General features: G+C 70.8%; 18 protein-coding genes. 10 read left to right on the top strand and 8 right to left on the bottom strand.

Going from position 1 to position 26,081, the window contains the following annotated elements; translation table 11 throughout:
- Positions 1-16: 16 nt before the first annotated feature.
- Together AB0N22_RS15195 and AB0N22_RS15200 are read right to left on the bottom strand one after the other, a co-directional pair.
- Complete coding sequence (locus AB0N22_RS15195) at positions 17-1,276, bottom strand: nucleotide sugar dehydrogenase (protein WP_364641893.1); 1,260 nt, start codon at positions 1,274-1,276, stop codon at positions 17-19.
- A gap of 103 nt (positions 1,277-1,379) precedes the next feature.
- Entirely contained in the window at positions 1,380-2,699 is a 1,320-nt protein-coding gene (locus AB0N22_RS15200) for a UDP-glucose/GDP-mannose dehydrogenase family protein (protein ID WP_364641896.1), read from the bottom strand.
- A gap of 217 nt (positions 2,700-2,916) precedes the next feature.
- On the opposite strand from AB0N22_RS15200, the gene AB0N22_RS15205 reads away from it, so the two are divergent.
- Positions 2,917-5,022, top strand: a complete 2,106-nt coding sequence (locus AB0N22_RS15205) for an acyltransferase family protein (protein ID WP_364641899.1) — start codon at positions 2,917-2,919, stop codon at positions 5,020-5,022.
- Here AB0N22_RS15205 and AB0N22_RS15210 read toward each other — a convergent pair.
- Genes AB0N22_RS15210 through AB0N22_RS15220 form a run of 3 tightly spaced genes read right to left on the bottom strand, consistent with a single transcriptional unit; the run spans position 4,986 to position 9,494 of the window.
- The gene (locus tag AB0N22_RS15210; protein WP_364641902.1) at positions 4,986-6,701 is read right to left on the bottom strand and encodes a CDP-glycerol glycerophosphotransferase family protein; all 1,716 of its coding nucleotides are present in this window, start codon (positions 6,699-6,701) and stop codon (positions 4,986-4,988) included. The genes AB0N22_RS15205 and AB0N22_RS15210 overlap by 37 nt on opposite strands.
- Before the next feature lie 22 nt (positions 6,702-6,723).
- Complete coding sequence (locus tag AB0N22_RS15215; protein WP_364641905.1) at positions 6,724-7,062, bottom strand: hypothetical protein; 339 nt, start codon at positions 7,060-7,062, stop codon at positions 6,724-6,726.
- Entirely contained in the window at positions 7,059-9,494 is a 2,436-nt protein-coding gene (locus AB0N22_RS15220; RefSeq protein WP_364641908.1) for a glycosyltransferase, read from the bottom strand. Before AB0N22_RS15220 ends, AB0N22_RS15215 begins: the two co-directional genes overlap by 4 nt.
- A 172-nt stretch (positions 9,495-9,666) precedes the next feature.
- Between AB0N22_RS15220 and wecB the strand changes: the two genes are divergently transcribed.
- Together wecB and AB0N22_RS15230 are read left to right on the top strand one after the other, a co-directional pair.
- Positions 9,667-10,770 (top strand): UDP-N-acetylglucosamine 2-epimerase (non-hydrolyzing), encoded by a 1,104-nt coding sequence (wecB, locus tag AB0N22_RS15225; protein WP_364641911.1) that lies wholly within the window; start codon positions 9,667-9,669, stop codon positions 10,768-10,770.
- 20 nt (positions 10,771-10,790) lie between these two features.
- Positions 10,791-11,762, top strand: coding sequence for a class I SAM-dependent methyltransferase (locus AB0N22_RS15230; RefSeq protein WP_364641914.1), 972 nt, complete (start codon positions 10,791-10,793; stop codon positions 11,760-11,762).
- 9 nt (positions 11,763-11,771) lie between these two features.
- On the opposite strand, the gene AB0N22_RS15235 is transcribed toward AB0N22_RS15230, so the two are convergent.
- From AB0N22_RS15235 to AB0N22_RS15245, 3 genes are all read right to left on the bottom strand, one after another.
- Entirely contained in the window at positions 11,772-13,865 is a 2,094-nt protein-coding gene (locus tag AB0N22_RS15235; RefSeq protein WP_364641917.1) for a glycosyltransferase family 4 protein, read from the bottom strand.
- 68 nt (positions 13,866-13,933) lie between these two features.
- Entirely contained in the window at positions 13,934-15,880 is a 1,947-nt protein-coding gene (locus AB0N22_RS15240; RefSeq protein WP_364641920.1) for a glycosyltransferase family 4 protein, read from the bottom strand.
- Positions 15,881-15,882: 2 nt separating this feature from the next.
- Positions 15,883-16,668, bottom strand: coding sequence for an exodeoxyribonuclease III (locus AB0N22_RS15245; RefSeq protein WP_364641923.1), 786 nt, complete (start codon positions 16,666-16,668; stop codon positions 15,883-15,885).
- A 111-nt stretch (positions 16,669-16,779) separates the two neighbouring features.
- Here AB0N22_RS15245 and AB0N22_RS15250 point away from each other — a divergent pair, with 111 nt between their 5' ends.
- The 7 genes from AB0N22_RS15250 to AB0N22_RS15280 all read left to right on the top strand — a co-directional run bounded on the left by AB0N22_RS15250 (position 16,780) and on the right by AB0N22_RS15280 (position 26,072).
- Entirely contained in the window at positions 16,780-18,303 is a 1,524-nt protein-coding gene (locus AB0N22_RS15250) for an MFS transporter (RefSeq protein WP_364641926.1), read from the top strand.
- 64 nt (positions 18,304-18,367) lie between these two features.
- Complete coding sequence (locus tag AB0N22_RS15255) at positions 18,368-19,504, top strand: peptidoglycan-binding domain-containing protein (protein WP_364641929.1); 1,137 nt, start codon at positions 18,368-18,370, stop codon at positions 19,502-19,504.
- Positions 19,505-19,543: 39 nt separating this feature from the next.
- A complete protein-coding gene (locus AB0N22_RS15260) occupies positions 19,544-20,167 on the top strand; it encodes a hypothetical protein (RefSeq protein WP_364641932.1) in 624 nt (207 codons plus the stop codon).
- Positions 20,168-20,291: 124 nt separating this feature from the next.
- Positions 20,292-21,863, top strand: coding sequence for an amino acid permease (locus AB0N22_RS15265; RefSeq protein WP_364641935.1), 1,572 nt, complete (start codon positions 20,292-20,294; stop codon positions 21,861-21,863).
- 23 nt (positions 21,864-21,886) lie between these two features.
- Positions 21,887-22,666 (top strand): GntR family transcriptional regulator, encoded by a 780-nt coding sequence (locus AB0N22_RS15270; RefSeq protein WP_364641938.1) that lies wholly within the window; start codon positions 21,887-21,889, stop codon positions 22,664-22,666.
- A 53-nt stretch (positions 22,667-22,719) separates the two neighbouring features.
- On the top strand, positions 22,720-23,619 hold the full coding sequence (locus AB0N22_RS15275; protein ID WP_364641941.1) for a phosphotransferase: 900 nt from the start codon (positions 22,720-22,722) through the stop codon (positions 23,617-23,619).
- Positions 23,616-26,072, top strand: coding sequence for an FAD-dependent oxidoreductase (locus AB0N22_RS15280; protein WP_364641943.1), 2,457 nt, complete (start codon positions 23,616-23,618; stop codon positions 26,070-26,072). The genes AB0N22_RS15275 and AB0N22_RS15280 overlap by 4 nt, the downstream gene beginning before the upstream one ends.
- Positions 26,073-26,081: the final 9 nt, after the last annotated feature.

Genomic DNA, 26,081 nt, shown 5'->3' on the forward strand with positions numbered 1-26,081 from the left:
GCCGGGCCGGCGGGGATCAGAGCCGGGCGATCTTGGCGTCGTCCGTCGCGCCCTTGGTGTCGAACAGGCACCTGGCCGTCGACGCGATCGACTCGAGGTCGTACTGCTTGTGGTTCTGCAGCAGGATCGACACGTCGGCCGTGCGCAGGGCGTCGTCGAGATCGTCGGCGCGGGTGACGCTGACGCCGTTGGGCGTCCACGCCTCGACGTGCGGGTCGTGGAACACCAGGTTGGCGCCCTTGTCGATCAGCAGCTGGGCCAGAGGGGTCGCCGGGGACTCGCGCTGGTCGGCGATGTTCGGCTTGTAGGTCACGCCGAGCAGCAGGATCGTCGAGCCGCGCAGCGCCTTGCCCTCGTCGTTGAGCAGGTCGATGACCCGCTCGACGACGTACGACGGCATCTGCAGGTTGATCGACTGGGCGAGCTCGACGAACTGGAACGGCCGCCCGAGGGTCGCGCGCACCTTGTAGGACAGGTAGTTCGGGTCGATCGGGATGCAGTGACCGCCGACGCCGGGACCGGGGAAGAACGCCTGGAAGCCGAACGGCTTGGTCGCCGCGTTGCGGATGACCTCCCAGAGATCGATGTCCATCTCGTGGCAGAACTGAGCCATCTCGTTGACCAGGGCGATGTTGATGTGCCGGTAGGTGTTCTCCAGCAGCTTGGTCATCTCGGCCTCGCGCGTGCCCTTGGACGGCACGACGGTGTCGATGAACCGGCCGTAGAACGCCGTGGCGACCTCGGTCGAGGCCGGCGTGTGGCCACCGACGACCTTGGGGGTGTTGGCGATGCCGTACGTCGGGTTGCCCGGGTCGACCCGCTCGGGGCTGAACGCGAGGTGGAAGTCGCTGCCGGCCGTGAGACCGGTCTTCTCGAGGATGGGGCGGACGACCTCGTCGGTCGTGCCGGGGTAGGTCGTCGACTCGAGCACCACGAGGTGGTCGGCGCGCAGCTGGCGCGAGATGGTCGTCGTCGCCGCGATGACGGCGCCGAGGTCGGGCTCGCCGTCGACGGACAGTGGCGTGGGCACGCAGATCACGATGGCGTCGGCCGTGGCCAGGACCGCCTCGTCGGTCGTCGCGGTGAAGCCGAGCGAGATCATCTCCGCGATGTCGTCGTCCGTCAGGTCGTCGATGTGGCTCGTGCCGCTGTTGAGCGAGTCGACCATGGCGCCGTTGACGTCGAAGCCGACCACGGTGAGGCCGGAGCGGGATGCCTGCTGGGCGAGCGGGAGCCCGACGTAGCCGAGGCCGATGATTGCCATGTCGATGGACAAGGTCGTTTCCTTCAGGTGGGGATCCGTGGTGCCTGCCGAAGATTACCGCAGCGGGTCACAGGGACTGAAATTCACGGCCGGACCGCGTCGTGCCGCCCAACGGTCAGTGCTTGCCGCGGCCGAGCGCCCGATAGGTCCAGCCGGCGGCCCGCCACGCAGCGGGGTCGAGGGCGTTGCGGCCGTCGAGGATCCGCGGGGTGTCGACCAGGTCGGCTAGGGCCTCGGGATCGAGGTCGACGAACTCCTGCCACTCGGTCAGCAGCAGGATCAGCTCGGCACCTTCGGCGGCGTCCTGCGCGGACGGGACGAACGCCAGCTGCGGCCGCCGGGCCTTGGCGTTGGCGTTGGCCTCCGGGTCGGTCATGATGACCTGCGCCCCGAGCTCCTCGAGCTTGGTCGCGACGTCGAGGGCCGGGGAGTCGCGGACGTCGTCGCTGTTGGGCTTGAACGAGGCGCCGAGCACCGCGATGCGGCGCCCCTTCACAGAACCCCCGAGCTCCTCCTCGGCCAGCGTGACCATGCGTTCGCGACGGCGCCCGTTGATGGCGTCGACCTCGCCGAGGAAGCTGAGCGCCTGGTCGACCCCGAGCTCGTCGGCCCGCGCCATGAAGGCCCGGATGTCCTTGGGCAGGCAGCCGCCCCCGAACCCCAGTCCCGCGTTGAGGAAGCGACGGCCGATGCGGGCGTCGTGGCCGATCGCGTCGGCGAGCTGCGTGACGTCGGCGCCGGTCGCCTCGCACAGCTCGGCCATGGCGTTGATGAACGAGATCTTGGTCGCGAGGAACGAGTTGGCCGCCACCTTGACGAGCTGGGCCGTGGCGTAGTCCGTCACGATGCGCGGGGTGCCCTCCGAGAGCGGCGCGGCATACACCTCGTCGAGCACGGCTGCTGCAGACTCCCCGGCAGCGCCCTCGGGCACGCCGTAGACCACCCGGTCAGGGTGCAGCGTGTCCTTGACCGCGAAGCCCTCACGGAGGAACTCGGGGTTCCACACGAGCGTGGCGCCGGGCTGGGCGGCAGTGACCTGCTCGGCGAGCCGCTCGGCGGTGCCGACGGGCACGGTCGACTTGCCGACGACGAGGTCACCGTCGGCGAGGTGCGGGAGGAGGGCGGTCACGGCGGCGTCGACGTACGTCATGTCGGCGGCGTTGCTGTTCTCGGCCTGCGGCGTCCCGACGCACACGAAGTGGACGGCCGCGCCTTGGACCGACGCGGGATCGGTGGAGAACGTGAGCCGGCCCGTCGCCATGGTCTCGGCGAGCAGGTCGGGCAGCCCGGGCTCGAAGAACGGGGCCTCGGCGCGCTGGAGGGCCGAGATCTTGGCGGCGTCGACGTCGAAGCCGGTGACCTGGTGACCGAGCTGGGCCATGCACGCGGCGTGGACGGCGCCGAGGTAGCCGCAGCCGATGACGGAGATGTGCACGTCAGGAGGCTACCAACCGCTGCTGCACCCGCTTCCGTCCCGGGACGACGGCCGTGACGGTCGTCACGACCGCCGTGCGGCCCGGGCCGGGGGACTGGGCCGCATCAGGTAGCCTGACCGAGGCCATTTGCCGCTGTGGCAGCGTCCGCCGACGGGGCACGACCCGACCGGACCACCCAGTCCTGACCGTTTCTCGAGCTCCAGAGGGGATCGACGCATGACGACCGCTCTGCATCGTTCCGACGACGCGGCGCTGACCAAGGCGGACCACGGTCGGACCCTGCGCCTCGACATCGAAGGCATGCGGACCATCGCGGTCGGCTCGGTCCTGGTGGGTCACGCCGGGGTCTCGTGGTTCGCGGGCGGGTTCGTCGGCGTCGACGTCTTCTTCGTGCTGTCCGGCTTCCTCATCACGGGCCTGCTGGCGCGCGAGGTATCCCGCACCGGCCGGGTGCGCATCGCCAACTTCTGGGCGCGGCGCATGAAGCGGCTGCTGCCGGCGTCCGCGACGGTCCTGTTGTTCTCGGCCGTCGTCACGTACGTCTACCTGCCGATCACGCAGCGCCCGGACTTCGGTGGCGACATCAAGGCCGCTGCGCTCTACGTCGTCAACTGGAGCCTCGCGTCGCGCGGGGTGGACTACCTGGCCGAGGACATCGGGCAGTCGCCCGTGCAGCACTACTGGTCCCTGGCGGTCGAGGAGCAGTTCTACCTGGTGTGGCCGCTGCTCATGCTGGCGATCGGCGTCGTGGCGGCCAAGCGCTGGAAGCTCGGCGCGTTCGTGGCCCTCGGCGCGATCACCGTGGCGTCGTTCGTCTGGTCGGTCACCCAGACCGAGAGCTCGCCCGCGACGGCGTACTTCGTGTCCACGACGCGCGTCTGGGAGCTCGGCATCGGCGCACTGCTCGCGCTGGCCGCGGCCCGGGTCGCGCGGCTGCCCTCGGTCCTGCTCGCGATCGGCGGCTGGGTCGGCATCGCCCTGATCGCGTATGCCGTGCTGTTCTTCGACACCGGCACGACGTGGCCCGGCGCCAACGCGCTGGTCCCCACCGTCGGCGCGGCGTTGATGATCGCCAGCGGCATCAAACGCACCCCCGGCTCTCCGCAGCGGCTGCTGAGCCTGGCGCCGATGGTGTGGATCGGCGGCTTGTCCTACTCGATCTACCTGTGGCACTGGCCGCTGCTGGTGGCGTTCGAGGCGGAGTACCCGGACGCCCAGGTGCGCTGGACCGTGCTGCTCATGATCCTGTCGATCGTGCCGGCCTGGCTGAGCCACCGGTACATCGAGAACCCCGTGCGCTTCGGCTCGTTCTTCAAGCCGACCGGCCGCGCCCTCGCCATGGGTGCCGCGCTCACGGCGTTCGGCGTGATCGTCGGCGCCGCGCTCAGCTCGACCGCGGGCGGCGGGCAGCAAGAGGCGACGGCCGCGCAGGCCCCCGGCGCTGCGGCGATCGACGCGGCTGACACCAAGGACGTGACGTGGAGCGACCTCACGCACGTCGATCGGATCCGACCCCTGCCGGTCGACGCCGGCGACGACCGGCCACCGCTCTACACCGAGCAGCCCGAGTGCCAGGTGCGCGACGGCGTCGACAAGCCCGAGCTGTGCGAGTTCGGCGACACCTCGTCGGACCGGGTCATCGCGATCGTCGGCGACTCCAAGATGGTGCAGTGGGAGACCGCGCTCAGCGCCTTGGGCAAGGCCGAGGGCTTCAAGGTCGTGACGATCACCAAGTCGGCCTGCCCGTTCACGGACACCTCGGTCACCACCAGCGAGAAGCTGTGGACCGACTGCCGGGCGTGGGGCAAGGCGGCGCTCCAGGAGATCCTCGAGCTCGAGCCCGATCTCGTGATGGCATCGCACGGCCGGGCCGCGGCCCTCCCGGTCGGCGGCACCGTCACGACGCGGCCGACCCGGGAGGCGATGGCGGACGGCATGGCGCGCTACTGGAAGCGGATCACCGATGCCGGGATCCCGATGATCGCGATGCTCGACAACCCGAGCCCCACCGGCGGCCCGGTCTACGAGTGTGTGGCGCAGAACCCGGACGCCCTCGACCGGTGCGCGTTCGACAAGGCCGAGGGCGTGGCCAGCTCCGGCGCACCCTCCGCGCTGGCCGCCGCCAAGCAGGTCCCGGCCGTCAAGGTCATCGACATGAGCGACGTCGTCTGTCCGGACGGCGACCGGTGCGCCGCGGTGATCGGCAACGTCCTGGTCTACCGCCAGGGCTCGCACCTCACCCGGTCCTACATCGACAGCATGGCGCCGCAGCTGGCCGAGCGACTCTACGAGGCGACGTCCGGGGAGTTCGGCAGCCGCTGACCTGCCGGCCCGGTGCGACTGGTCAGCGCTTCGATCGCCTCGACCGTGCGCCGCGAGTTGTCCCGGTCGCGATGGGTGAACAGACCCTCCGCGCGTGCGTCGTACTCAGCCTCGCGTCGGCAGTCGTGCCGCAGGTAGTGCTCGATCGCGTCGATCGTCGTCTCGACGTCGTGGGCGACGGGCCCGAAGCCGTCCCGCTCGGTGTCGAACCACGACGGTCCCGAGTGGCGCGCATAGTCGTCCTCGTCGAACTGGGCATAGACGACCGGCGTGCCGAGGTAGGCGACGTCGAACTGCACCGACGAGTGATCGGTGACGAACAGGTCGCACGTCCTCAGCAGATCTTGGACGTCTGCGGTCCCGCCGTCGAGGACGTCGACCCGGTCCCCGACCACGGGGGTCTCGGCGAGGTGCTCGCGGAGGTTGTAGTGCGGCAGGAGCTGGAACCGGTGGTCGTGCTCGTCCAGCAGCGCCAGCAGCCGCGGACTCGTCACGAGGCCGACGACGAACCGCTGGTAGTCCGATCCCTCGAAGGGGACGCTGCCGGTGGTCCTGCCGCTGAACAGCTTCGGCGCGAGGTAGAGGCGCCACGTCGGCATGAACAGGATCGTCCGGCTCCGGGGTGTCGGGACGAGGGCGTCGTAGCGGGGGAGCCCGGTCTCGACGACCTGCCGGTCGTAGCCGGACGTCTCACGAGCCGCGGCCGTCTCGGCGGGGGTCGCGGTGAGGTAGAGGTCGTAGCCGCCGACCCGGCGCCGCAGCTCGGCCATGTTGAGGTTGATGCCGTGCTTGAGGTAGACGCGGTGCGCGCCGATGCGCCACGCGAGCTGTCTGGCGTACGCCGTGGAGTCCCACTGACGCGGCAGCATGTGCTTGATCGAGTACGCGTTGGCGATCACGTCGGCGTGCAGCATCAGGAGGCGGTGCCGCCACGACGAGTGCGCGACGACCCGGCCGAGCGCAGCGACCCGGGCCCTCTGGTCACTGGCGCGGTCGATGACGTAGTGGGCCCGTACGTCCGGGCGCTCGCGGCACACGTGCGCGAACAGGTGGAGGCCGTTGTCGCGGGCCGTGTCGGCGCGCTCGCCGATCAGCCAGACGGGGCCTCCGGGCACGAGGGGGCGGGTCAGGAACCGGACGAGGCGAGCCCACGCGAAGGGGCGCCGGCGGACGAGGTCGGACAGGTCGCGGCGGGCCATGCGAGCGCTCCACGCCGCGGCGCTGCGGCGGCACACGAGCTCGACCCGGTCGGACCCCGGTGCCGGCACGGCCTGGACCCGCCGTCCCCCGCTCGACAGCGGTCGCGACGACGCGAGGAGGCCCGGCGAGGCCAGTGCGGGGGTCTCGACGGCCGCCCCCTCGACCGGGACGACCTCGAGGACGGGAAATGAGCTGCCCATCGGCAGGTCGGCGACCGGCAGCGCGGCGGTGAACCCGGTCCAGCGGCGGCCACCGTGCTCGAAGCGCGGGGCCGGCACGGTGTCGACCCCGAGGCGCCGCCGACCCGATGCGTCGGCGAGGTGCAGACGCACGAGGTCGCCGGCGGGCCTGTCGGTCTCGGCGGCCGCGCGCCGGCACGTCCCGGTCACCACGAGGTGCGTGCCGTCGGCGGACAGCTCGATCCCGTGGATGCTTGCCGCGGGCGGTCGGACGGGGGCGGCAGCGTTGGCCTGGCTCATCGCCGGGCGGGGGCCTGTCCCGTCATCGCGGGCTGTCCGACGAGTCGTCGGTGCCCGAGAGCAGGGCGTGCCGCGTGCGGGCGAGGTCGGCCAGCTGCCGGGCGCTGGCCTGGTCGATCCGGTGGGCCAGCGACTGAGCCGTGCGGACGGCGGCGAGGTGGTGCGCCGCCACCATGAGCACGACGCAGCCCTGCGCCAGCAGCACCATGACGATTGCGGTCCGGTCCTGGTCGGCGAGCACGGCGACCACACCGACGGCGATCACCACGCCGGACAGTGCGAGCAGCGGCACGTGGAGCCGCTCGAGCAGAGCGGGCAGCCGCGTGCGCAGGCCGCTGAGGGGGTTCGTCGACTTCGTCATGACGCCTCCGTGCCCATGATCCGCGTGACCGCCCCGGCGAACGCCTCGGGGGAGGTCTCATTGTGGCAGAACTCGACCGCCGAGCGCTGAGCTGCGACGTAGCGTTGCGGCTCGCTCCAGAGCGTCGTGACGATCTCCGCGATGCTGCGCTCCCCGAAGACCGCGACGTCAGGACCGAGCGCCGTTCGCAGGCTCGGGTGGACGATCGGGACGCAACCTCGGGCCATCGCGTCCAGGACCGGCCGCGACAGCACGGTGCCGTGAACCCGCGCCGGCAGGCCGACGACGAAGTCGCACTGGTCGAAGAACTCGGTCGGCGTCAGGAGGGCCTGGTCGACCCCCAGCCAACCTGCCGCGGCGCCCTTGCGCGGCCGGTCGGCCGGCTCGAGGATCCGCACGTCGAACGTGTCGCCGGCGGGCAGGGCGCCGAACGCAGCGGGGTCGACCCGCTCGGCACCGAACCGGGCGCCGTCCGCCACCCCGATGACGGGCCGCTCGGACAGCAGCCGGGCCGGGAAGCGCCGGAGGTCGACGGCGTCGATCCGGACCGGAGCATGGCGGGCGCCCTGCGCGCCGGCAGCCAGCAGTGCGTCCGACAGGGCAGCGGTCGCCGGCAGCCACTCCACGTCGATGCCGAACATCTCCCGCGCGACCTGCTCGACGTGCGCCGGGTCGTACGAGACGCGCGGGTGGCCCTCGGGCCGGGGAAGGCGGTCGGCAAGGACGAGGACCCGCTGGGGCCGCATGCGAACGCGGTCGGCAGCTCGGGAGAACGCCAGGAGGTCGGGGTCACGGACGAGCAGCAGGCGCGGGGTGAGGTCCGCGCTCAGTGGTCGCCAGTCGGCCAGGCCGTCGGCGACGACCCGCTGGATGCCCTCGTGCGGGTACGCCCGCGCGACGGCGGCGTGCCGTGGGGCCTCGCCCCGCGCGAGCCCCACCTGCAGGCCCGCCCTGGACAGAGCCGTGAGCTCCGCGGGCAGCCCCGTGAGCTGCGCGATCCGCGGCCTGAAGTCCGCGAGGACCACGACGTCGGGCGACGCGGGGTGCTCGGTGCCCTCGATCTCCGGTGGTGCCGGAAAGGCCCGTCCGTGGTCCGACAGGATCACGGGATCGGCCCTCCCGCCGGCGACCTGGCGGTGCCAGTGACGGAACGCCGAGTGGTAGGAGACGCGCGCATCGCGGCGCCAGCCGAGCCGGAAGTCTCCGCGCGACAGCGAGCCGTGGGTCAGCTGGTAGAGCGACAGGGGCTCGTCGACCGTGACGACTGCGGGGCGCCCGAACACGGCGGCGAGCCGCTCGATGAACTCGGTGTCGGCGGCGCGCCGCATGTCGTCGAAGGGGCCGAGGCGTTCCAGGACCGGGTCCCGGCGCAGGATCAGCGAGGGCGCGATGCGCGCGTAGGGAGCCGCGCCGGGGACCGTCATGCGCAGGTCGCCGTAGAGCCACACCGCGTTCGACAGGGTCGCGACGACGTTCGCGGTGAAGGCCCGCATCTGGCGTTCAATGCGCTGGGGGTGCGACCAGTCGTCGCCGTCCTGGAACCCGACGAACTCCCCGCGGGCGTGCCGGATCCCGGTGTTGCGCGCGCGGTAGGCGCCACCGTTGGCCGGCATCCGGACGTACTCGACTCGGGGGTCGAGTGCCCGGGCGCGCTCGAGGACGTCGAGGTGCTCGTCGGGGCTGGCGTCGTCGACGATGATGATCTGCAGGTCGCGCCACGTCTGCGCGACGAGCGAGCCGACCGCCGCCAGCAGGCTCTCGGTGGGCTTGAACACCGAGACCACGATCGTCACGAGCGGGCCGCCGACGGTCCCGGCGCGATCCGCGGTCGAGGTCGAGAGGCTGTCGAACGGCGCGGCGTGGTCGCCCACCGCGATCGGGTCGAGCCCGCGCTCGATGAACGGCCGGTTGAACTCGGCGAGCCAGGGCTCGGCTGCCGATCGCGCATCGCCGAACGGGTTGACCAGGTCCGCCGCGGCAGCCCATCGCACCCAAGGGTCGGCAGTGCCGGTGGCGATCAGGGCACGGGCGGTGTCCTCACGGCCGGCGCTCAGTGCCGTCTGCAGCTCGAGGTCGGCGTGCTCCGTGCGAGCGCCGGTCCGCTCGGCAACCGTCCGCGCCAGCGCGAAGAGGTCGGCCGAGCGCTCGACCGCATCGGCTGCGGGCGTGCCGATCGTCAGGAGCGCGAGCGCGTAGAGCCCAGCAGCCCGCAGCGCGTCGCCGCGGCCGCCCGTCGTGGAGCCGGCCGCGGCCAGGTCCAGGATGGCCCGGTGCCCGAGCTCGCCGTTCGAGGCCAGATGGGCCAGCAGCTCCTCGAGCCCCCGGTGCTCGTAGCGCAGCGCGAGCTTGGCCAGTGCTCCCGGCGTCACGATCCGGGCATCGGCGAGGTCCGTCAGCCATGGAGGCAGGATCGGGGACATCGCGCCGGGCACTGTCGGATCCACTCCAGTCCGTCCATCGAGGTCGTCGGCCACCAAGCGACACCGCGGGCCGATCCCCGCGGAATATACCGGACCCGAGCAGCCCGCCGGACGCGCGGCAGCGCCGGGAAAGTCCCGGCGATACCCTTGTCGACGTACGTCTGACACCAACCGGAAGAAGTGCATGAGCCTGTCGTCTGTGCCCCACGTCGTCCACGTGACCGGCGCTCGCCCCAACTTCCCGAAAGCCGCTCCGGTGATCCGGGCCCTCGATGCGCTCGGCATCCGCCAGGTGCTCGTCCACACCGGGCAGCACTACGACCCGGTGATGTCGGAGGTCTTCTTCCAGCAGCTCGGCCTGCCCGAGCCCGACGTCAACCTCGGGGTCGGCTCCGGGACGCACGCGCACCAGACGGCGAAGGTCATGACCGAGCTCGAGGACATGTTCGTCGCCGAGCGGCCCGACCTCGTCGTGGTCTACGGCGACGTCAACTCGACCGTCGCTGCCTCGCTCGTCGCGGCCAAGCTGCACATCCCGGTCGCCCACGTCGAGGCCGGCCTCCGCAGCTTCGACCGCACGATGCCCGAAGAGGTCAACCGCATCGTGACCGACAGCCTCGCCGACCTGCTGTTCACCACGAGCCCCGACGCGAACGTCCACCTCGGCGCCGAAGGCGTCGCCGCCGACAAGATCCACTTCGTCGGCAACCCGATGATCGACACCCTGCTCGCCAACCTCGAGAAGTTCGACGCCGAGGCCGCGCGCGCGGACCTCGGTCTCGAGGGCGACTACATCGTGGCGACGCTGCACCGCCCGGCCAACGTCGACGACCCCGAGCAGGCCGCCGCGATCGTCAAGGCACTGCATCAGGTGGCCGACCGCACCGAGGTCGTCATCCCGCTCCACCCACGTGGTCGCGCGTCGTTCGAGGCGGCCGGGCTGATGGACCACGACTCGATCAAGGTCATCGCGCCGCTGGGCTACGTCGAGTTCATCGGTCTCGTGCGCGGCAGCCTCGCCGTCATCACCGACTCGGGCGGCGTGCAGGAGGAGACCACGATGCTCGCGGTCCCCTGCCTGACGCTGCGGCCCAACACCGAGCGCCCGGTGACGATCACCCACGGCACCAACCAGCTCGTGACGCAGCACGACCTGCTCGCCCGCCTGGAGCCGATCATCGACCGCACGCGTACGTCCGACGGCGTGACGCCGCCGCTCTGGGACGGCCACGCCGGCGAGCGCATCGCCGCCGTCATCAGCGCAGCGCTGACCGGCCCGACCGCCTGATGGCCGGGCCGACGAGCGGCATGCCGCGCACCACCCAGCTCGCCCTGCTCGGCGTTGCCGACCTCGCGACGGTCGTCCTCGCGGTCGTCCTCGCCGATGCGTGGGGCGAGCAGCTCCTGGCCGCCCTCGGAGCGGCGATCGTGGTGCTGCTCGCCGCCCACACGCTGCGTGCCGAGCAGCAGAGCCGACGCCTGCACGCGCGACTCACGACGCTCGAGAAGGCTGTCCGGGCCGGCGACGCCAAGCGCGACCTGCACTTCGTCCGCACCCGCACCGACTGGTCGTTCAAGCGGCTGAAGCGGATGGAGGAGGGCTTCAAGGACCCCAAGAAGTTCGGCCTCCTGCGGGAGATCAACGCCGTGTCCCGTCGCCAGTACGAGCAGGTCCAGGCCACGCTCAACCTCTTCGAGATGGTCGACGTCGAGGCGGCGGTCCCGCCGATGCGCCTCTGGGCGGTGTCGCCCGACGCGCTCGTGCTGCTCGTGCAGGAGATGCTCGAGGTCAAGCCCGGGCTGGTCGTCGAGTGCGGCAGCGGCGTCTCGACGCTCTGGATGGCGCTCGCCGCCAAGCAGCGCGGCGTGGACACGCGCATCGTCGCGTTGGACCACGAGGCGGAGTACGCCGACAAGACCAACCGGCTGCTGCGCCTCCACGGCGTCGACGACATCGCCTCGGCCCGCCTCGCGCCGCTCGTGGACGTCCCCTCGGACGACGGCACGCAGCCCTGGTACGACCCGGCGGTCATCACCGACCTGCACGACATCGGCATCCTGTTCGTCGACGGTCCGCCGGCGACGACCGGACCGCTGTCACGCCTCCCGGCGATCCCGCAGCTGTGGGACCGGCTGGCCCCGACGGCCTCGGTGGTCGTCGACGACTTCATCCGCGAGGACGAGCAGGTCATGGTGGACCGCTGGATCGCGGCTCACCCCGAGCTCACCCGCGAGCACCACGACACCGAGAAGGGCACCGAGATCCTGCGTCGCGGCTGACGCGCAGGGTCAGGCGACGCCGAGCTCGGCGTAGAGGCGCGTCACGCGTGCGGCCAGCGTGCTCCAGTCGCGCTCGGCGATGACCCACGACCGCCCGCCCTCGCCGAGCCGAGCGCGGAGGGACTCGTCCAGCAGCACCTGCTCCAGGACGCTCTCGAGCGAGTCGGCGTCGTCCTTGGTGTAGAGCAGGCCGTTGTCGCCGTTGAAGACCTCCTTCATGACGGCGACGTCGGACGAGATCACGGTCTTGCCCATCGCCATGGCCTCGAACGGCTTGAGCGGCGAGGTCGACTCCGTGACGGGGGAGGAGCTGCGGGTGATCGGTGCGATGTCGATCAAGGAGTAGTGCGCCTCGACCTGCTCGAACGGGATGCGACCCGTCATGACGATGACGTCGTCCAGCCCCAGCTCGCTGCGCAGCGCGAGCAGGTGCTCGTACTCCTGGCCGCCACCGACGATCAGCACCCGCATGTCGGGGTGCCGCGGCCGGAGCCGCCGGACCGCCTCGAACAGCAGGTCGTGACCTTCGTACCAGTTGAGCGAGCCGATGTAGCCGATCACGAGCTTGCCCTCGAGGCCGTACTGCCGAGCGAGCTCGACGTCGCGCTCCAGGGGGCCGAACCTCCGGGTGTCGACACCGTTGGGGACGACGAGGATCTTGGCCGGGTCGACCCCACGCTCCACGAGCGTGGCGCGGAGGCCTTCGGTGATCGCGATGACCCGGTCGGCCTCGTTGGCGGCGAGGGTCTCGAGGTGGTGCGCGAACGCGTACTGACGCGTCTGGGCGTAGCGCTCGTCCCGCGAGCGCCGGCCCTCCTCGTTCAGACCGCGCACCTCGTAGATGTTGGGGATGCCGATCCGGCGGGCGGCGACGGTGCCGGCGAGACCGTTGTAGCCGTTGCTGGCCGAGTGGATGAGGGCGGCCTTGTCGCGCTCGGCCTGCGCGATGATGCCGGTCGTGTAGGCGTCGAGGAACGCGCCGAGACGGAAGCGCGGGATGACCTCGCCGTCGTTGAGCAGGTTGTGATAGCTGACGGGCCCGACCTCGAAGTCGGCCTTGATGGTGTCGAGCTTCTCGGGCGGCACGTCCCCGTAGGGGAAGCCGGGCGGGTTGATCGCCGAGATCGCGTAGCCGTTGTCGGCCAGTCCGGCCAGCAGGCCCTGCGTACGGTTGGCCGATCCCGTGGTGCGGTAGGGCAGGGAGTTGTGCAGGACGTGGAGGATCGACCGCGGCGCCGGCGTGTAGAGCGGCGTCTCGCTGAGTGCGGGGGGCGTCCAGCCGGAGTCCATGTACTCGAACGACTCGAACTCGTCGATGATCGCGCGGGCGCGACGCAGATTGTTGACGCCGGTGCGGACCGCCCGGGCGAGCGGGACCGCGAGCTCCTCAGTGCCGCCGCGCCAGAGGAGCGAGGCCGCGCGGGCCTTCTGGCGGTCGGTCAGCTGCTCGATGTCGATCGTGGGGAGCAGGCGCTCGATCATGGCCGGCTCGCGCATCGTGACGGCGGTGCGGAAGGCGAACAGGTGCTCCTCGGGGCTCTGCGCCCACGCGGCGATGTCGGCGTCGCGCGACGAGACGTCGGAGGCGAACAGGTCGAGGAGGCGGCCGACCCGTGCCGGCGCCGGGTAGACCGGCACGACCGACTGGGCGGCGTGCTCGGTGATGTAGTCGTGGATCATCGGCAGGTACTCGGGCCGCAGCGGCGAGTGCGCCCCGTCGTAGAGCGTGTTGAGATCGGCGTCGGTGAGGTCGTCGCACGCGGCGGCGGCGACGACCGCGGCGCGCGTTCGGAGGCCGACCCGGATGTGGGCGAGGTGCGGATAGAGCAGACGGGGCTGCTCCGCCGTGAGCTGGTCGGCGAGCCGCGCGATGGTGTTGCGGTTGTCGAGCGGCGTCAGCAGGGCCTCAGCCGCCTGGAAGGTGCGCAGCGACAGGTGGTTGGAGACGTGCCGCTCGGTCTCGCGGCGCACGGCCTCGCGGTAGCCCTCGCCGCGCCGCGCCCAGGTCAGCAGCTCGGTCCCGTCGGCGTCCGGATGACCGTGGACGTAGGCGGCGATCTGTCGCCGGAGCCGGATGAGGCCGAGCCGGGAACGAAGGGTCACGATAGTCCGATCTGTGGGTCTGCCAGCGTCAGGCGCCCGGCGTCGCGCGCCCGGGCCGACTCACGATGCTACACGCGCTCGGCGACCGGACCGGGCTCGATCCCGAGGTCCCGGTAGACCCCCGCGACCCGTGCGGCGAGGATCCTCCAGTCGCGCTCGGCGACGACCCAGTCACGTGCCTGCTCGCCCAGCCGCGCACGCAGCTCGGGGTCGGCGACGAGGCGATCCAGGACCTGCACGAGGGAGTCGACCTCACCCTTGCGGAACAGCAGTCCGGTGCGGTCGTCGTCCACGATCTCGGTCATGATCGCGACGTCCGACGACACCACGGCCTTGCCCATCGCCATGGCCTCGAAGGGCTTGAGCGGTGAGACCGACTCGGTCACCGGCGACGACAGCCGGGTGATGGGAGCGACGTCGACGATGGAGTAGTAGGACTCGATCTCCTCGAACGGCACGCTGCCGGGCATGAGGATCTCGTCCTCGAGGCCCAGCCGGGTGCGAAGCCGTTGCAAGGTGGCGAGCCGAGCACCCGACCCGACGACCAGCAGGCGTACGTCGGGGTGGCGCTCGTGCAGGGTCGCGAACGCCTCGAAGAGCAGCTCGTGCCCCTCGTACCAGTTGAGCGACCCGAGGTAGCCGATCACGACCTTGCCGTCGAGGCCGAGCCGGCGGGCCAGCTCCTCGTCTCGGGGGATGGGCCGGAAGCGCTGGGTGTCGACGCCGTTGGGCACGACCGTGATCGACTCCGCCGGGACCCCGCGCTCGACGAGGGTGTCCTTGAGCCCGTCGGTGATCGCGATGACGTGGTCGGCCTCGGTCGCCGCCAAGGTCTCGAGGTGGCTCGCGAACGCGTACTGCTTGGTGAGGGCGTGCGCGGGGTTCTTGGACCTGCGCACCTCCTCGTAGAGCCCTCGCACCTCGTAGATCGCGGGCACGCCGAGCTCCCGTGCGGCGGTCAGGGCCGAGAGGGCGTTGTAGGAGTTGCTGGCCGCGTGGATCAGCGCCGCCGACTCGGCCCGGGCGTGCTCGAGGATGCCGGCGGAGTAGGCCGCGACGAACTCCTGCACGGGGAACCGGGGCTGGACGACGCCGCCGTTGAGCAGGTGCTGGTAGACGACACCGTCGATCTCGTGCCGGTCGACGACGGCCTTGGCGGCCTCGCCCGTGAGGTCGTCGAAGGGGAACCCGGGCGGGGTGACCCCGGTGATCGCGTAGCCCTCGCGCACCAGCCCGGACAACAGGCCCTGCGTGCGGTTGGCCGCGCCGGTACGCCGGTAGGGCAGCGAGTTGTGCAGGACGTGCAGCACCGAACCGGTCCGCGGCTCGTGGGCCGGGGCGTCGAGCCGCGGAGGCACGGTCCAGCCCGACTCCATCAGCGCGAACGACTCGTGCTCGCCGGTCACCATGCGAGCCCGGCGCGCCGAGGCGGTGTCACCGGGCGGGACCGCGCGGGCCAGGTCGAGGCCGCGGTCGTTGGCTCCGGCGCGCCACAGCGCGAGGGCGGCCCGTGACAGCTGCGGCACCGTGAGGTCCGCCGGGGTGACGTGGGGCGAGAGCAGCACGAGCGCGGGTGACAGCTTCATGGCGAGCGCCACCTTGAACGCCAGGACGCGATCATCGGACGACTCCGCCCACGCGTCGAGTCGCTGCTCCAGCTCGTCGGCCGGACCGTCGAGGGCCTCGACGAGCGACGGCAGGCGGTGGAACTGCGACGTGCTCGTCCGCCTCGCGCGGTCACCGTGCTCCCGGACGTAGCCCGCGACCCGACGCATCTCGTGCGCGACGTCTGCGGTGAACCCGGCGGCCAGCAGCACGTCGAGGTCGACCCCGCTGGGGTCGGTGGTCGCGAGTGCTCGGTCGAGCAGGGAGCGGCTGCGGCCGATCCTGTCGCCCGCGACGGCTGCCGCCAGCTCCGGAACCAGCGGTCGGAGCCGCTCGGGATGGCGCTCACGGGTCCGTCGCCGCAGCCGGTCCCGCACCCGGCGGGCCGTCGTACGTATGCCGGTCCGCATGGTCAGGCGACCTCGATCACGACGGGGGCGTGGTCGCTGGCGCCCTTGCCCTTGCGCTCCTCGCGGTCGATCCACGCACGGTCCACCCGCGCCGCGAGCTTCTCTGACGCCAGGATGAAGTCGATGCGCAGCCCGCGGCGCTTGGGGAAGGCCAGCTGCTGGTAGTCCCAATAGGTGAACTCGCCCGGCGTGTGCGGGCGGACGACGTCGGCGTAGCCGGCGTCGAGGATCGCTTGGAACGCCTCGCGCTCGGGCCCGGACACGTGGGTGTGGCCCTCGAACGCGGTCATGTCCCACACGTCCTCGTCCTGCGGCGCGACGTTCCAGTCGCCGGTCAGCGCGATCTCGCCCTCAGGGTTCTCGGCGAGCCACTCGATCGACGCCTGCCTGAGCCGCTCGAGCCAGGCGAGCTTGTAGACGTAGTGCGGGTCGTCGACCGTACGGCCGTTGGGCACGTAGAGGCTCCACACGCGTACGCCGCCGCACGTCGCTCCGATCGACCGCGCCTCCACGACCTGCGGCTCGCCGAACATCGGCTGGTCGTCGGCGAACGACGTCGCGACGTCGTCGAGCCCGACCCGGGAGAGCAGCGCGACGCCGTTCCACTGGTTGAGGCCGACGTGGGCGTACTCGTAGCCCATCGCGGCCAGCTCGAGGCCCGGGAACTGGTCCTCGCGGCACTTGGTCTCCTGGATCGCGAGCACGTCGACGTCGTTGCGCTCGAGCCAGCCGGTGACCCGGTCGATGCGGCTGCGGATGGAGTTGACGTTCCAGGTCGCGATACGCACACGACGAACCTACTCGGTCGTCCGGGCAGGGCGGGATCGTGCTGCGTCTTGACAATTCAACAGGCGATGAATAATAATTCATCAAACGTAGAATTAATTGAGGAGATCATCATGTCCACCACGAAAGCCCAGGACGGAGCCCGCATCCGCACGGGTCCGGTCCTCGCGGTCGTCTCGCTCGCGCTGATGACCGTCGTCTCGGCGGTGAGCGGCCTGAACGTCGCCCTGCCCGACCTGGCCCGGGAGACCGGCGCCACCCAGACCCAGATCACCTGGATCGTCGACGCCTACACCGTCGTGTTCGCGGGGCTCCTGCTGTTCGCCGGCGCTCTGGGCGACCGGTTCGGGCGGCGCGAGCTGCTCGCCGGAGGGCTCGCGGTGTTCGGCATCGCGGCCGGGCTCGGCATGCTCACGAGCGATCCCGCTCAGCTGATCGCCCTGCGAGCCATGATGGGCATCGGCGCAGCGGCGATCATGCCGACGACGTTGTCGATCATCACGACCTCGTTCCCCGTCGAGCAACGCGCGAAGGCGGTCGGCGTGTGGGTCGGCATGGCCGGCGGCGGTGCCGTCCTCGGCCTGTTCGGCAGCGGCCTCCTGCTCGAGTTCTTCTCGTGGAGCTCGTTCTTCGGCCTCAACGTCGTGCTCGCCGGTCTCGCGCTGCTGGGGACGATCCTCGTCGTGCCGAGCTCGGTCGACGCGGACCCGCCCCGGCTGGACCTCGTGGGTGCGCTGCTGTCGCTCGTCGCGGTCGCCGGCTCGGTCTTCGGGATCATCGAGGGTCCGGAGCGCGGCTGGGGCGACAGCCTCACGGTCGCCGCGCTGTCGGTCGGGATCGTCGCCCTCGTGGCGTTCGTGCTCTGGGAGCTGCGCGTCGTCCAGCCGATGCTCGACCCGCGCCTGTTCCGCAACCGGGCCTTCAGTGCCGGTTCGCTGACGGTCATGGTGCAGTTCTTCGCGACGTTTGGCCTGTTCTTCGTGGTGATCCAGTACCTGCAGTTCGTCGTCGCCCGGTCACCACTCGGTGCCGCCGTGGCGTTGCTGCCGCTGCCGCTGGTCATGATCCCGTTGGCCCGCAACGCGCCGCGCATCGCCCACAAGGTCGGCTTCAAGCGGATCGCCCCGCTCGGGCTGGCGCTCACGGCCGCCGGGCTCGTCGTGATCTCGCAGGTCGGCACCGAGATGACGTACTGGTCGTTCGCCCTCGGCCTGGTGCTGTTCGCAGCAGGCATGGGCCTGGCCGGCACGCCGTCGACCACTGCGATCACCGAGTCGCTTCCCGAGAGCAAGCAGGGTGTCGCGTCGGCCGTCAACGACACGGCCCGCGAGCTGGGCAGCGCGTTCGGCATCGCGATCCTCGGCAGCGTCCTCAACCAGAAGTACCGCGAGGGCATGACCGAGGCCGTGCAGGGACTCCCGCCGGAGGTCGCGGAAGGTGCGCAGAGCTCGATCGCGTTCACCCAGTCCCCGCACGTGAGCGAGCTCGGGTCCGCCGGGCAGCAGCTCGTGTCGGCGGCGCAGCAGGCGTTCGTCGACGGCATCGGCGGGGCGCTGCTCATCGCTGCCGTCGTCGTGGCCGTCACCGCGGTCGTCGTGGGCGTGCTCGCACCGGCACGGCAGGATTCCGGGGTTTGAGTGACAGATGGGGCGGATGCCGCGCATGATGGAACACGGGTCTCGGACACCGAGGGGGGAGACCATGCGCAGGTTCCTGGCGGCATCCGCCTCGTTCGTCGCGCTGGCGGCGCTCCTGGCGTCGCCGGCCTCGGCGGGCACTCCGCCGATCACGTTGCCGTCGAGCCCCAAGGGCCCGGCGGCTCCTGTCGCTCTGCCGGCAGGTGTCGACCCGGCCTCGCCCTACCTCCCGCAGGTGTCGTGCAGCCCGATCGCCATGCCCGGTGTCGTGAAGCTCCGGGACCTCGTGCTCAAGACGTACGGCGAGGGCGGCGCCGGGGGGATCGCCCGCGGCTGCACCGAGGGGGTGTCGGAGCACAGCGAGGGACGGGCGTGGGACTGGATGGTGGACGTCGGAGACACGAGCGAGCGGGCTGCCGCGGCCAACTTCATCGGCTGGGCCACCGCCAACAACGGTCGCAACGCCCGCCGCCTCGGGATCATGTACATCATCTACAACAAGAAGATCTGGGCCGTCTATCGCGCCGCCGACGGGTGGCGGACCAGCTCCGGACACACCGATCACGTGCACATCTCGTTCAGCTGGAACGGTGCGCGAGGCAACACCTCGTTCTGGACCGGCGAGGTCGGCACGATCGACCTCGGCCCCTGCGTCCGGTTCGCCGGGACGTACGCCGCGCGCACCAACACGCCGCGATCAGGCCCGTGCCCGGCGACCTCGGCACTGCTCAAGAAGACGTCGCTCGGCGACCGGGCCTACGGGCGTACCGGGACGACCGTGGCCAAGGCCCAGGCGTTGCTCGGGGTGCCCAGGACGTCGAGGTTCGATGCCGCGACCTGGACCGCCGTGCGGAGATACCAGGCGGCCCACGACATCCCCTGGTCCGGCGCGCTCGACCAGCCGACCTGGGCGTCCCTGAGTCCGTCGAGCGTGACGAGCAACGCGCTCGCCGGCGTCACGCGGAGCGAGGCGATCTCCTACGGCCTCGCGCACTACGCCGACAGCTCGATCAAGTCCGGCTACGTCGGGCGGGCGTCGTTGTACGTCCAGACCGCGCTGGGCCTGCCGACCGCCGATCGCAACGGCTACTTCAGCAGCGTGACCCGTGCAGCGGTGCAGAAGCTGCAGGCCTCGGCCGGCCTGACGCAGGACGGCGTGGTCGGCGCCGACGAGTGGCAGGCCATGGCCGACGCCCTCTGACGCCGCGCGGCGCGTCGTCCGCGGTGCCATGATGTGGCCATGACCCAGGATGAGTCGGCGGCGACCAACGAGCCGCACGAGGACGACCACCTCGAGCGGAGGATCCAGGACCAGCCCGACATCGCCCCCGGTGCGTGGGTCAAGCGGATCGTGCTGGCGGTGCTGCTGCTCGCGGCGGCCTACATCGGGTTCCGGGTCTCGGCGGCGTTCTTCCCGCGGTGGTGGGCGCACCGGGTCGGTGACCAGGTCAACGACAGCCTCACGAAGGGCACGCTCTGGGGCCTGTTCTACGGCTTCGTGTTCACGTTCGTCCCGGTCCTGCTGCTGTTCCAGGTCCGCAAGCGATTCTTCAGCTGGACGTGGCGCATCATCGTCGCCGTCGTCGCGCTGGCCCTCGCCGCACCCAACTGGCTGACCTTGGCGGTCGTGGCCGGCGACAGCAAGGCGGCGCACGCCGGCGAGCGCATCTTCGACGTCGAGGCGCCGGGCTTCCGGGCCGGCACGCTCGGCGGGGTGATCGGCGGGGTCGTGCTGGCCCTCGTCATCACCGGCACGGGCATGCAGATGAAGCGTCGCAAGAACCAGGTCAGACGGCTGCGCGGCGAGCGGGACGAGCTCAAGCGGGCGCAGCGCCCGCCTGACGAGGGCGACGGATCGAGTTGAGACTGGCTCTTTGCGCCGCGATTTCCGTCGTGTGAACGCGTGAATTGGGTCCATCAAAGGTCTAGATTCATACCTCTTGCCCGCGCTAGCATGCACCAACTTCACTGAAAGTTGGGTGCACCACATGGCAGATCACCTCAGCGACGACGAGAAGCACCTCGCGAGTCTCGGCTACAAGCAGGAGCTCAACCGCAGCTGGTCGAGCTTCTCGAACTTCGCGATCTCCTTCTCGATCATCTCGATCCTCGCCGGCTGCTTCACGACGTTCGGCCAGGCCTGGAACAACGGCGGACCGGTCGCGATCTCGTGGGGCTGGCCGATCATCTCCCTGTTCATCCTCATCATCGGGTTCACGATGTCCGAGCTGGTGTCGGCCTATCCGACGTCCGGCGGCATCTACTGGTGGGCGTCCAAGATGGGCGGGCCGGCGGCCGGCTTCTTCACGGGCTGGCTCAACCTGATCGGTCTGCTCGCGGTGACGGCGTCGGTGGCCTATGGCTGCGCGACGTTCTTCGACCTGACGTTGCAGACACTGAGCGAGAGCTACACCGACAGCTACAGCCTGCAGCGGGTGTTCGTGATCTTCGTGGTCATCCTGGCCCTCGCGGCGGTGCTCAACATCTTCAGTGGGCACCTGCTCGCGATCGTCAACAACATCTCCGTCTGGTGGCACGTCCTCGGCGTGGCGATCATCATCGCCGTCCTGCTGATCATCCCGGACACGCACCAGTCGCTGGACTACATGTTCACCGAGCGGATCAACAACTCCGGCTACGCCGAGGGGTCGGTGAGCGGATCGACGTACTGGTTCCTCGTCCTGCCGCTGGGCTTCCTGCTGACCCAGTACACGATCACCGGGTTCGACGCCTCGGCCCACCTCTCCGAGGAGACCCAGGGTGCGGCCGAAGGCGCGGCCAAGGGCATCTGGCGCTCGATCGCCTACTCCGCGATCGGCGGCTGGCTGCTGCTGCTCGCGTTCCTGTTCGCGGTCCAGGACTCCGACGCTGTCACCGCGGGGGGCGGCGGCGTGAACGTGATCTTCGGCCAAGCCCTGCCCCAGGGCTGGCACGTGATGATCCTGGCCGTCTCGACAGCTGGCCAGCTGTTCTGCACGATCGCCTGCCTGACGAGCGCGTCGCGGATGACGTTCGCCTTCGCCCGTGACGGCGCCATCCCCGGGTCCAAGATGTGGGCCAAGGTCTCGGCCGCGAAGGTCCCGGCCAACGCCGTCATCTTCGTCGCGGTCATCGGTGCCCTCATCACCCTGCCGGCGCTGGTGGAGGTGAACCAGGGCACGGAGGAGGAGCCTCTGATCGTCCCGGTCGCGTTCTACGCCGTGACCTCGGTCGCGGTCATCGGCCTCTACCTGGCGTTCCTGATCCCGATCTTCCTGCGTTGGAGGATGGGCGACGCGTTCAAGCCCGGCAGCTGGAACAACGGCTCGAAGTACAAGTGGATGAACCTGATCGCGGTCGCGGAGATCGCCATCATCTGCGTCTACTTCATCCTGCCGTTCACGCCCAGGGCGGCGCCGTGGAACGAGGACTTCTCCTGGAAGTTCGTCAACTACGCACCGCTGCTCACCGGCGGCGTGCTGCTGGCGCTGACGATCTGGTGGTTCGCGTCGGCCCGCTCCTGGTTCACGGGTCCGAAGCACACGATCGACACGGCGGTCACCGAGGCCTTCAAGGACTAGCCGTCGGCGGTACGGTCGGGCGTGTGAGGACGTTGCAGGTCGATGACGAGGCGTTGGGCGACAAGCCCGACCTCTCGGCATCGACGAGCGACGGTCCCTCACACGCCCGCATCGCGTCGTGGCTCCTCGACCGCATCGCGTCGGGTCGCATCCGGGCCGATGACAAGCTGCCCCCCGAGGAGGAGCTGGCGGCCTCGCTGGGCGTCAGCCGGATGACGTTGCGCCAGGCGCTCGGCTCCCTGGAGGGGCGCGGCTACATCGAGCGGCGACGCGGCCGCTCGGGCGGCAACTTCGTCCGGGAGCCCAAGATCGAGGTCGACCTCAGTGGTCTGCCCGGCTTCACCGAGCTGATGCGGCGGGCCAACGTGCGCGCCGGTGCGCGGATCGTGCGGGCCGGCATCGTGCCGGCCACGACCGAGGTGGCGGCGGCGTTGGAGCTCGGGCGCCAGCGCGACGTCATCGAGGTCGTCCGCGTACGCTCGGCGCGCCGCGTCCCCCTCGCGCTCGAGGAGACCTACCTGCCGGCCCACCTGTTCCCGGGCTTCCTGGAGCGGAGCCTCACGGGCTCGCTCTACGCGCTCATGCGGCAGCACTACGACCTCTCGCCCCACCACGCCAAGGAGTGGCTCGAGCCGGAGATCTCGACGCCCGAGCACGCCGAGCTGCTCGAGGTCGAGGCCGGGTCCGCGTTGATGCTGGTGACGCGCCAGGCTTCGACCGCGGCGGGACAACCCGTCGAGTTCGCGTACGACCGCTACCGCCCGGACCGGACGCGGATCAGCATCGACACCACGACCGACTGATCGCTGACAGGTTGTGTCTAGACCTTAAGATGCCTCGCCGATAGGCTGCCCGAATGGTGGACCTCGAGGCGCTGTTCGACCAGGTGCCGGTCCTCGCCGACTCCCCGAGGACCGTCGAGGAGCTCTCGGGCGGCCTCACCAACCAGAACCTCAAGGTCACGACGCCGAGAGGCGAGTACGTCGTCCGCCTCGCCCGCAGCGACAGCTCGCTGCTCGGCATCGACCGAGAGGCGGAGTCCTACAACACCCGCGCCGCCGAGGTGTCGGGCGCCGGAGCGCCGTTCGTCGACTACCGCCCCGACCTCGGGCTGCTCGTGATCGGCTTCCTCGGCGGCCGCAGCTACGTCAACGAGGACCTGCGCGTGCCCGGCACGCTGCCGCGGCTGGCAACGGCGATGCGCCGACTCCACCAAGGCCCGCGGTTCTCGACGGACTTCGACATGTTCGTGCGGCAGCCGACCTACCTGCGCACGTGCGTCGACCGCGGGTTCGCGATCCCGGACGACTACGTCTCGTACGGCGGCGAGTTCCTGCGGATCCAAGGTGCGCTCGCGTCGCGGCCCCTGCCGACCGTGCCGTGCAACAACGACCTCCTCGCCGGCAACATCGTCGACGACGGCGAGCGCATCTGGCTCATCGACTACGACTACGCCGGCAACAACGACGCCTACTTCGAGCTCGGCAACACGTGGACCGAGTGCGAGCTCGACGACGACCACCTGACCGAGCTGGTCACGGCGTACGTCGGCCACGAGGATCCCGTGCTGATCGCGCGCACCCGCCTCCAGGCGACGGTGTCGCGCTACGGCTGGGCCCTGTGGGGATTCATCCAGGCCGCGACGAACGAGGAGGACTTCGACTTCCGCGGCTGGGGGCAGGACCGCTTTGACAAGGCCGTCGGCGACTTCCGCGACCCGCGGTTCGAGACGTGGCTCGAGACGGCGGCGCGATGACCCTCCCCAGCAGGGCGCGGATCGTCATCATCGGCGGCGGCGTCGTCGGTGCGAGCGTCGCCTATCACCTCACCAAGTCGGGCGAGGCGGACGTCGTGCTCCTCGAGCAGGGCCGGCTGTCGTCCGGCACGACCTGGCACGCCGCGGGCCTCGTGGGCCAGCTCCGCGCGACGCAGGCCGGCACGACCTTGGTGCAGTACAGCGCGTCGCTCTACGAGCAGCTCGAGGCCGAGGTCGGCCTGAGCTCGGGCTTCAAGCGGTGCGGCGGGGTCACCGTGGCCCGCACCGAGGACCGCATGGAGCAGCTGCGTCGCACCGTCGCGACCGCGGCGGCGTACGACCTGGAGTGCGAGCTGCTGACGCCGGAGCAGGCGGGCGAGCGGTATCCGCTGCTGCAGACCAGCGACCTGCTCGGCGGCATCTGGCTGCCGGGTGACGGCACGGCCAACCCGACGGACCTGACCCAGGCGCTGGCCCGGGGTGCGCGGCAGCGCGGCGCGACCGTCGTCGAGCGCGTGCGGGTCACCGAGGTGCTCGTCGCCGGCGGCGCGGTGACCGGCGTGCGTACGGACCAGGGCGACGTCGAGGCCGAGATCGTCGTCAACTGCGCCGGCCAGTGGGCGCACCACCTCGCCGCCCGGATCGGCGTCGCGGTCCCGTTGCACTCGGCGGAGCACTTCTACGTCGTGACCGACCAGATCGACGGCGTGCGCCCGGACCTGCCGATCCTGCGCGACCCGGACGGCTACACGTACTTCAAGGAGGAGGTCGGCGGGCTGGTCGTCGGTGGCTTCGAGCCCGAGGCCAAGCCGTGGGTCGCCCCCGACCAGATCCCGCACCCGTTCGAGTTCCAGCTGCTGGACGAGGACTGGGACCACTTCCAGGTGCTGATGGACAGCGCGCTGGAGCGCATCCCCGCGCTGCACGACACCGGCATCCGCAAGTTCTACAACGGTCCCGAGAGCTTCACGCCCGACAACCAGTTCATCCTCGGGGAGGCCCCGTCCGTGCGGGGGTTCTTCGTCGGTGCCGGGTTCAACTCGGTCGGCATCGCCTCGGCCGGGGGCGCCGGCCGAGCGCTCGCGGAGTGGGTGCTCGAGGGCCGGCCCACGGTCGACCTGCTGGCGGTCGACATCCGGCGGTTCGCGCCGTTCCAGAACGACAAGGCCTACCTGCGGGCTCGGGTCACGGAGGTGCTCGGCCTGCACTATGCCGTGCCGTGGCCCAACCGCGAGTACGACACCGCCCGGCCGCTGCGGACGTCACCGGTCTACGAGCGACTGGCCGAGGCCAACGCCGGCTTCGGCAGCAAGATGGGCTGGGAGCGGGCCAACTTCTTCGCCCCGCCGGGCGTCGATCCCGCGATCCGCTACGCATGGGGCCGGCAGAACTGGCTGCCGTGGTCCGCTGCCGAGCAGCGCGCGTGCCGTGAGGCGGTGGCGGTCTTCGACCAGTCGTCGTTCTCGAAGTACGTCGTGCACGGCGCCGACGCCGAGGCGGCCCTGCAGTGGATCTGCAGCAACGACGTCGCGGTCGCGCCCGACGAGACGGTCTACACGGCGCTGCTGAACGAGCGGGGCGGCTACGAGTCCGACCTGACCGTGACCCGCGTCGCGAGCGACGAGTTCCTCCTCGTCGCGAGCTCGGCCACGACCGAGCGCGACCAGGACTGGCTGCGGCGCAACATCCCGGCCGGCCTCGAGGCGACGGTGCAGGACGTCACCGACCTGCTCGCTGTCCTCGGTGTCATGGGTCCTCGCTCCCGGGACCTGCTGGGTCGGCTGACCGAGGCCGACCTCACCGAAGGGGCGTTCCCCTTCGGTGCCAGCCGTGAGGTCGAGCTCGCCGGGTGCACCGTGCGAGCCACCCGGATCACGTACGTCGGCGAGCTCGGTTGGGAGCTGTACGTCCGCACGGCCGACGCGCTCGCGGTGTACGACGCCCTGAAGGCTGCAGGTCGCGACCTGGGCGTGGTCGACGCGGGCTACTACGCGATCGAGTCGATGCGCCTGGAGAAGGGCTACCGGGCGTTCGGCCGCGAGCTGAACCCCGAGGTCGATCCAGTCGAGGCCGGGTTGACGTTCACGTGCAAGCTGGGCACCGACGTCGACTTCCTGGGGCGCGCCGCCGTCGAGGAGGCCAAGGCGGCCGGTCCGTCGCGGCGCCTCGTCTCGTTCCGCCTCGCCGATCCCGATCTCATGGTGTGGGGCGGTGAGCTGCTCGTCCGCGACGGCGTCGCCGCCGGCCAGGCCACCTCCGGTGCGTGGGGCGCGACGTTGGGCGCCGGTGTGGGTCTGGCCTGGGTGCACGCGCCCGCAGGGGCGACCGCCGACGCGGCGTACGTACGGTCTGGCGACTACGAGCTCGACGTCGGCGGACGCCGCGTCCCGGTCGTCGTCAGCCTCAAGCCGCTGCTGGATCCGGCGGGGGAGCGGATCAGGCCCACGCCGTAGACAGTCGCT

Origin of the sequence: Aeromicrobium sp. NPDC092404 (assembly GCF_040684095.1) — a bacterium.
Lineage (GTDB): Bacteria > Actinomycetota > Actinomycetes > Propionibacteriales > Nocardioidaceae > Aeromicrobium.